At 45.6% G+C, this 8,638-nt stretch carries 7 protein-coding genes; all 7 read right to left on the reverse strand.

Going from position 1 to position 8,638, the window contains the following annotated elements:
- Positions 1 to 329: FAD-dependent oxidoreductase (locus RMO84_RS14950; RefSeq protein WP_310489240.1), on the reverse strand; the 329-nt coding region annotated here is incomplete at its 3' end.
- Positions 330 to 388: 59 nt separating this feature from the next.
- Positions 389 to 2,716: a polysaccharide biosynthesis tyrosine autokinase gene (locus tag RMO84_RS14955; RefSeq protein ID WP_310489241.1), complete on the reverse strand. Its 2,328-nt coding sequence runs from the start codon at positions 2,714 to 2,716 to the stop codon at positions 389 to 391.
- Positions 2,717 to 3,074: 358 nt separating this feature from the next.
- Positions 3,075 to 3,845: a WecB/TagA/CpsF family glycosyltransferase gene (locus RMO84_RS14960; protein WP_310489242.1), complete on the reverse strand. Its 771-nt coding sequence runs from the start codon at positions 3,843 to 3,845 to the stop codon at positions 3,075 to 3,077.
- Positions 3,846 to 4,253: 408 nt separating this feature from the next.
- Positions 4,254 to 5,318 (reverse strand): acyltransferase, encoded by a 1,065-nt coding sequence (locus RMO84_RS14965; protein ID WP_310489243.1) that lies wholly within the window; start codon positions 5,316 to 5,318, stop codon positions 4,254 to 4,256.
- A gap of 74 nt (positions 5,319 to 5,392) precedes the next feature.
- Positions 5,393 to 6,592, reverse strand: a complete 1,200-nt coding sequence (locus tag RMO84_RS14970) for an endo-1,4-beta-xylanase (protein ID WP_310489244.1) — start codon at positions 6,590 to 6,592, stop codon at positions 5,393 to 5,395.
- Positions 6,593 to 6,694: 102 nt separating this feature from the next.
- Positions 6,695 to 7,486, reverse strand: a complete 792-nt coding sequence (locus RMO84_RS14975; protein WP_310489245.1) for a WecB/TagA/CpsF family glycosyltransferase — start codon at positions 7,484 to 7,486, stop codon at positions 6,695 to 6,697.
- Positions 7,467 to 8,537 (reverse strand): glycosyltransferase family 4 protein, encoded by a 1,071-nt coding sequence (locus RMO84_RS14980; RefSeq protein WP_310489246.1) that lies wholly within the window; start codon positions 8,535 to 8,537, stop codon positions 7,467 to 7,469. The genes RMO84_RS14975 and RMO84_RS14980 overlap by 20 nt, the downstream gene beginning before the upstream one ends.
- Positions 8,538 to 8,638 lie beyond the last annotated feature (101 nt).

Consider the following 8,638-nt stretch of genomic DNA (forward strand, 5'->3'; position numbering starts at 1 on the left):
TGATTGGCTAAAGTTTGGGTCAAGTCGCTACTAAATTGGCCGCGATCGACTGCCAGTGCGCCCCCAGCCGGAACGGCGTGATGGTCGGCTTTGTGGATGATAATCGAACCCAACCGGCGCAATTCTTCATGTAATAAACCCGCAGCTCGATCGGTCGATTGGGCACCAAAGGAGTTACTACAGACTAGTTCGGCTAATTCTTCACTATGATGGGCGGGACTTAAAGTCTGGGGTCGCATCTCGTACAGAGTCACGGGTACGCCAGCCTGGGCAATTTGCCAAGCTGCTTCGGTACCTGCTAAACCACCACCAATTACCCGAACGCGCATAAAGATTAAGAGTTTGAAGTCTCTTCATTATACGCCGCTCGACTGACTTCCAACGGCTGTTAGCGATCGCGTCGTCTCGATCGATCCCCTCGCCCTAACATCGTCGTTGGAGTGTTAGAGTCGGTGAATTTGGTATCCTGTCCGGTGCGATCGGCAATCGTCTCACCTAGTTGGGTCATATAATCCACCCACGGAGCTTCCGTCTCTGGTTCGACACTGTAGTATTGTTCGGTGGTGCCAAAGAGATCTTCGGTTTCGTATTTGGCGATCGCCCCATTGACGACTAATCCCAATACCTCACAATGGGACATTGCTAGTTTCTCCCGCGCCGCACGAGCGGTATTGACATCGATGATGCCCGGACGGGACACTAGCAGCAGTCCATCAGTCATCCGACCGATCGTCAGGGCATCGCTCGCGACCAAGATCGGCGGCGTGTCGATAATTACGTAATCATATAGCTCGCTGACTTGTTCCAACAAGAACCCTAGATAAGGGGATTCCAGACAAGCTAGCGGATTAGGCGGTTTAGCTCCTGCCGTGAGGATATCGAGATTATCCATCACCGTCCAGGATAGCTGCTGGAGCTTAAACTTAGATTTGGTCGCAAGTATTTCGCTCAACCCCTTTTTCAAGGGCAGTTTCCAGAAGCGATGCTGAGTGGGTACGCGGAGATCCGCATCGATTAATAATACCCGCTGTCCGAGTCCGGCGATCGCGGCTGCTAAATTGGCTGCCACTTTCGATTTGCCCTCATTAGCCACCGCACTAGTAACGGCGATCGTTTTTAAGGTGCGATCGGTACTCAAAAAGCGGAGGTTGGCTTGAATCGATCGCGACATTTCGCTAGTCAATGACTGCGGTGTATCTCTTACAGCAACTTCCAGTGAGGTGAATACTGGCTGGCGATTGCGCGGACGGAGTTTGCGTTTTCGATCGGCAGGAATCGCTCCGAGCAATGTATAGCCAAATACCTTGTCGATCTCTTTAACGGTTTTAAGTGACTTGTCTTTGCTTTCTAGATAAGCGATCGCGCCAGTGCCAAATAAGGCACCCAGCAGTCCACCCAAAACTTTGACGATCGTTTGGGTACTCATCTCTGGTTTTTCCGGAATCGCCGCATTAGAAACAATTCTGGCATTGGAGATATTTTTATTTTTTGCTAGTTGCAGCTCTTGTGATTTTTTTAATAAACCTTGATATGTCGCTTGAGATACTTCGAGTTGCCGCTCTAGCTGATGTTGATTTTGCGATAGCAGTGGAATCACACTCACTCTTTTTTCGTATGCAGAACGCGAGTTCTGTAATGAAGCCAGTTTTTTTGCCAACCCCATCTGTTGCACTTCAGCTTTGAGCAGATCGGCGATCAGATTTTGTTTGAGTTCGCTAATTTTTAATAAGCCTTGCGGGATCTGCGCTCGCTCGCCAATCGTCCGACCGATTTGTTGTTGTAATAGAGTTGTCAACTTAGCTTTCTTTTCTCTCAACACGATCACCAGGGGATTGTTCTCAGAAAAGCGGCTGCTTTCTGTGGCAAGCTGACGATCGATATCTTGAATCTGATTGATAATTCCTTGAATTGCTGGCGATTGACTGACTGCGCTGACAACTAAAGCTTCTTGCGAATTGAGTCCGATTTTTTTTTGTAGCTCTTGATTCTGAGCATTTGCTTGCGCTAATTCTGACTGAATTGAGTTGATATTAGTGTCTAAATTTCCAATCACACTCACAGCCGACTTGGCCTCTTCCACCAGATCGACAATCTTATTTTGCTGCTTAAATTTACGGACGGCGATCTCTGATTCATTGGCCGCAGCCTGAGTTTTTGGTAATTCCTGGTTCATGAATTTTTGAGCGGCTTCTGCTTCAGATCTACCGATCTGAATGTCATTTTCCAGAAAAATATTCATGAGTGTATTAACTACATTAGCGGCATCTTGAGGACTACGGCCTTTATAGCTAACTTGGAGAATATCGGCACCACCAACAATTTTAGATGTCAAACCTGTTTGTAGTTCGCTCGGTTCGAGCAATTTTCCGCGCTCATTTTTGAGTTGGAGTCGGTCGATCGTCTTCTGTAATAGCGGTCTAGAAGTAATCACCTCCATTTGCGTGCTGATTGGGTTTTGAGTCGATACCAGCGACTTCAAGTCACCGGATTCGCCGCCTTCCATACTAGTCGGCACGAGGTTGGGGCCGATCACTTTATATGTTGGACTCTTGAATAATAATTTCCCTTCTGCTTGATAAGTGGGTTTTAATAATGAAGCTCCCACAATACTCAATGCTAATGTAGCAGCAAAAATACTAACGGCAGGAATCCAGTGCCGTTTTACTGCTACTAAATAGTGACTTAAACTTAAGTCAATAGATTCTTGAGATTCCATAAAATTATGTATATGATTTTCAATTATATCAATAAACTACGAGATTAACTCCGCCAAAGCACTTGCTCTCAAGTCAGAAAAGCGATGTCCGATCGGACTATATTTTGTAACTATTAGATCGATCTTTTATCATGTTGGCACGCGATCGTCAGTGATATCGATCGCACTTTTAGCTAAGTTGGCGATCGAGCCTAGTGGCACTTTGCTTGCCACCAAAACAGATTTGACAGCACTTGCAAGTACTGTCCATTAGATTTCACTGCTGAGGAATATTGGACTACAAGTCGAAGTTAACCAAGCACGATCGTGACTAGCTCAATATCATTAACACTGCCAAATTACTGGCTAGTTTAAATCCCTACAATTTGAGTAGTTGTTTCAAGAATAAAAAGACAAAGCGCGGATTTTGTTTGAGATAACGCTTCCATAACCGTCTGGGTTCCATGACTAGTCGAAACAACCACTCTAACCCGACGATCTGCATCCATTTGGGGGCGTGTTTGACATGCCCAGAATGAAAATTAAACGCAGCACCGATCCCCAGCATCACTGCTGGAATGCGGTCTTGATGTGCTGCCATCCAGATTTCTTGGCGCGGACAACCAATCCCCACAAACAGAATTTGCGCTCCTGAGGCGACAATTTGTGCGGTGTAGGCGGCATCTTCAGCGGGAGTGAGTTCGCGAAACGGCGGTGAAATCTGACAGGCAATTTCGATGCCTGGATAGTTCGCGCCCAAAAAATTAGTAAAGTCAACTAAGCTTTGCTCGGTGCCACCATAGAGCGCGATCGGTAATTTCATCCGTGCGGCGGCGGCGCAGACACTCAGCGTTAAATACGGCCCACAAACTCGCTCGGCAGCTTTGACACCCAGAGCGCGCAAACCCCATACTAATGGCATCCCATCGGGAGTAACTAAATCGGCATGATTGACAACATCGGCAAATTGGGGATTATCGTATGTTTCCATGACCATATGGACATTGGCCGCGCACACGCGTTTGCCCACTTTTGCTTTTGCCCAAGTTACGATCCGTTCCGTGGCATCTTCATAACTAGTGGCATCGATCCGCATACCGACAATGTGACGATGTTCTGGCGGCGACATTTCCTCAACCTGTAATTCCATCTCATTCAGCTCTTAGACTTCCCGATCGTTAGTGCGTTCATAACGACTAAGATTGGCTGGATATAAGGTAGATTGCAAAATTATGTTAATCTGAAAACGATCGGGTTAATAAATTTATTAATCTAAACTATTGTATCAAATATCTGCCAGATTAAATCCGCCAAAACACTGACATCGAAAGGGAAGAATTAAGTCTAATTGAGGATATAGTAGCACTCCTTTTCGCGATTTGTCGATGGCGATACCAACTGGATTTCAAATTTGTGGATCGGCGCAAAATCTAGATTAGTCCGATCGGTAGAATTGAAGATCGAGACACCCACTGAAGTTTGGGATCGCGCTGAAGAAAGTCGATCCGGCTTGTGCTCGATCGATGACTTTAGATCGCGCCGCCCAATCCGAGCGCAATTATTTACGGAGATTGCGACAGAACTTTAGTAACGGCTTTTCAATCCAAATATGCGAAATAATCCCACAGAGACTCCCGACTATTAGGGAAATCGATACAAATGCTAAAGTACTGAATAATCCTGCTGTGGGAATGCCCAGACGGGGATATAAATATCGTAAGATTGCAATCCCCATAAAATGAGATAGATAAATTGAATAAGATGCATTGCCGAGTAGTAACGGCAATCGTAATTCGGGCATGAATCTTTCAAATGATAGCATTCCGGCAACGAGCCAGACAGCCGGAATGCCAAATTTAATCGATCGCCAAACCAGTACTTCCGCTGGTGGTTGAACGATAATCGTCAAAATTCCGATAACTAATAAGCAAATTTGGATAAAACGGACGGGTTGCAAATTTCCTGTTTGATAAAAGCGACATAGCAGCATCCCCGCCACGAATTCTAGGAGAATATCGTTACCATAGAATTGAAGTTCTGCTGGCAGCCAGGGAAATTGATAAACACCGATTGTTACTAGTAATACTAAAAACGAGCAAGTCAAAAAGATACGATGTCGATCGTTAATTAGCATCGACATTGCGAAGACAAAATAAAAAAACATCTCGTAATCTAATGTCCAGCCCGCTTTAACAAACGGCAGGATCGTCATCGATTCTGGATTGTAATGGGGGATAAATAACATTGACAAGATGACATGATCGAAGGTAAGTGCATTATCCCGAAATAATCCTGAAGCAATCGTATATCCAAATACAGTTAGTAAAGTGTAGAACCAATAAAGTGGCACAACTCTGATGATGCGATTCCACATAAATTTCGGAACATCGCGATCGCCTTTATCGGTAATAAACACCATAATAAAGCCACTGATGACAAAAAATATATCTACACCAGCAGAGCTAAAATTGCTCGGAAAGATCGCTTGGAAGCCAGGAAACTGCTCCTTGGCATGGAAAAATACGATAGAGAGAGCCGCAATACCTCTTAGATATTGAATCGATCTCAGTTGTTGAGTTTTCATCTTGGCAATCGCCTTCACGAGATCGATTTCAACTAACATAAGGTTGCTCATAGCTCGATTGCAAATCAGCTTGAGGTTTGCAACAACTACATCGCTCGATCGGTAACTGCTAATTAGCGTTTTGGTGCGCGATCGAAAGCTCTGGCGATCGCATTCCATGCCAATTTAGGCTGCATATCGCGATCGAAAGGTAACGGTCGCGACGGAGATCGATCTGGACGAGGCAAATATTCATTCAACCATGTATAGCGATCGCTTAAACCCCAACTAGTTACCCCAATTACTGCTTTTTCCGATAAAACGACATTGAGATAGTCCTCATATGTTGCCGCGATCGTCCGATCTCGATTGCTGACATCTATAGGTAATTCTTGGTCTACGACATCTAGTTCGGTAATTAAGATCTTTAATCCCAGATTAGCTACTTTCCTGAGAAATTTTCTAAATTTTATCGGATTGAAATCCTGACGATGACCGCGCAGGTGAGATTGAATTCCCAGTGCATGTACTGGCGTACCTTTTGATTTTAGCTGTTGTAGTAACTTAAGTGTGGCTCTTTGATGAACTTCATCATATTCGAGATTTTGTTCGTTATAGATAAGTAAAGCTTTGGGATCGACTCGCGCCGCAATCTGAAAGGATAAATCGATGTAATCTGGGCCTAGAAATTCTAGCCATGAGATATTTTTGAGGCCATCAGATCTGCCATCTTTAACATCGATGGCTTCATTAACTACATCCCAAGACTGGATTTTGCCCACATAACGTTTGACCACAGTTTGAATGTGGTCGGTCAATATTTGGGTGGCATTTTGCTTATTTATTGTGTCTTTCATCCAGTTGGCGGTAGCCAAGTGCCAAACTAAGGGATGTCCGCGTACCAACATCCGGTTGCTAGCTGCAAACTTCACGATCCGATCGACTTCTTGAAAATCAAAGGTAGTGCTACTCGGACGAGTTTGATCCCAGTAGCAGCCAGCGACGAGCGTCGCACACTCTCTGACAAAGATCGATTTCCATTTGGGATCTCGATCGAACACATCGGAACCAACTTGGGGAAAAGCTCCATACATCAATCCTTTTGCCTTTGCTCTTTTTTTGAGCGAACTTTTACCTGACACCCTAAAAGTGCGGTTGATTTTCGTTTTTGCTAAGGCTACATCTGTAAATGGATAAATGAGGTAGCTCAACACCTGGAATTTAGCTAGTAACAACATCGCCAAGGTCGCGATCGCCCGCGTACCGAGCTTTAAAGCTTGTCTTCTAGATAATAGATTGGTAGAAATTCTCGATGATATTTTAACAAGTTTCATAGATCTCGTAGGGTGTGTTGCCTTGTCTTGACGCGCATAAGCGTAACGCACCGAAATAAATAGAATGGAACTATATAGCAATTTCGAGCATGAATTGATTAATTAACGCGATGTCAGTTTTTTAAATCCATCGATTAATAGTAGTCTCAACAAAAACCAAGGTTCTAGCAGATACCTGCGCCACAATCGTTTAGGTTCGGCAACAAGCCGAAAGAGCCACTCTAGACCAATTTTACCCGCCCACCTCGGTGGAGTGGGAACTGCGCCCGCGACATAATCGATCGTTGCGCCACAAGGCAAAATGACGTTGGCATTTAGGCGATCGAGATTATTCAAGATCCAGTACTCTTGGCGCGGCATTCCCATGCCAACCATCACGATCTGAGGCTGATAGCGATCGATTAGATCGAGAATGCGGGCATTTTCTGGGCTATCGACATCGCTATTAAAATAACCATTGGCTCCGGTAATTTGTAAGCCCTTAAATCGCTCTTGCAAGATAGCGATGCCGCGTTCGGCAACACCTGGTTTCGACCCTAGATAAAAGATCCGCCAACCACGTTCGGCCGCGACAGCCATCAGGGGATTCGTCCAATCTACATACGTGACTCGCTGGTCGCGTTGCAGTGGCAAGCCTAATAATTTACCCAACAAGACGATCGCCATACTATCGATATGGATGTATTTTGCCCGATCGTAAAATGCGCGCATTTTCGATTCGTGATGATAGATATAAATACTATGTAAATTTTGATTGGCGATAATCCATTTTTGCTGGAGATCGATCGCTTGGGCGATCGTGTCATTGAGTTGGGCGATCGTTAACGGATCTACGGTGACACCCAAGATCTTGACTGCTGAAGGCGGATGAGCTTTATTGAAAGAGTCGTTCATAAGACGCGGCCATTTTTTCTACTGAGAATTGGATCGAACGATCGAAGGCAGCTTGACGCAGGCGATCTGCTAGCTCCGGCGTGTCCAGCACCCGGCGCACGGCTTGGGCGATGGCTGGGGCATTATCTGAAGGTACTAACAGTCCCGCATCGCCCAAAACTTCCCGCATCGCGGGGATATCGCCAGCGACAATCGGGATGCCCAAACCCATTGCTTCGACTAAAGCCATCGGCATGGCTTCATATAATGACGGAAACACAAATACATCTGAGATGCACAGCAAATCTAAAACATCTTCAGATTTGATTTCACCGATAAAATGCACTCTGGATTGGAGATTCAATCCGGCGACTTTGGTTTCCAAAGTCGCTCGCAGCTCGCCGTCGCCGATCGACAATAAGTGCGCATCCGGGAGATCGAGCAGTGCTTCGATGAGAATGGCTTGATTTTTTTGCAGTGCCAATCTACCGACATTGATTAGTAATGGTGCGTGGGCAGGTAGCTGCCACCGCGCGCGCACTTCCAACAGCGAGTGCTGGCGAGTTAACTGCGGAATCCCGTTATAAATTTTCTGGAGCCGGTTGCGATACGCCACGGGATAGTTAGCAACTGAATCGATGACCACTTGAGAGACAGCAATATTGCCTGAATACACAGCAGTGGTACCCCAAATTCGATCGATCCACTTGGCAATTTTGGGGTACGTGTGGACGGGATTGTGTTGCACGGCGATGCGTTGGGCGATCCCGCAGAATTTGGCGATCGACAAACCCAAAATATTTGCATAGTGCGTATGGGTAATGACCACCTGGGGTCGCACCTCGCGAAGCAATTTCCGCAGCGAGAAGGCAATCTTGACGTAATCGATCCCAGTAGGTTGATGCGGGAATAAAACTCGGACATTCGGCACCTGCTGGTAAGTCGGGCGTTTGAGATACAAAAACCAGACTTCGGTATCGTAGCCGCGATCTTGCAAGGCGCGATCGAGGAGCATTGCTACCCGCTGCGCTCCACCTGCTTCCATTTGAGTAACTATCTGAACGATTTTCATGAGATTTTCATAGTTTTTAATCGGTATTTTGAATCTTAAAGTTTGGAGATAAACCAGCTATTTGCTCGATAGAAAATGTTTGAAAAGCCCTTTTGCGATCG

Origin of the sequence: Chamaesiphon sp. VAR_69_metabat_338, from assembly GCF_031423935.1 — a bacterium.
GTDB lineage: Bacteria > Cyanobacteriota > Cyanobacteriia > Cyanobacteriales > Chamaesiphonaceae > Chamaesiphon.

What these genes read in the sequence shown, in the direction of transcription:
- RMO84_RS14970 (WP_310489244.1), bottom strand. Translation starts at nt 6,592, where the DNA reads ATGAAACTTGTTAAAATATCATCGAGAATTTCTACCAATCTATTATCT.
- RMO84_RS14980 (WP_310489246.1), bottom strand. Translation starts at nt 8,537, where the DNA reads ATGAAAATCGTTCAGATAGTTACTCAAATGGAAGCAGGTGGAGCGCAG.
- RMO84_RS14975 (WP_310489245.1), bottom strand. Translation starts at nt 7,486, where the DNA reads ATGAACGACTCTTTCAATAAAGCTCATCCGCCTTCAGCAGTCAAGATC.
- RMO84_RS14955 (WP_310489241.1), bottom strand. Translation starts at nt 2,716, where the DNA reads ATGGAATCTCAAGAATCTATTGACTTAAGTTTAAGTCACTATTTAGTA.
- RMO84_RS14965 (WP_310489243.1), bottom strand. Translation starts at nt 5,318, where the DNA reads ATGTTAGTTGAAATCGATCTCGTGAAGGCGATTGCCAAGATGAAAACT.
- RMO84_RS14960 (WP_310489242.1), bottom strand. Translation starts at nt 3,845, where the DNA reads ATGGAATTACAGGTTGAGGAAATGTCGCCGCCAGAACATCGTCACATT.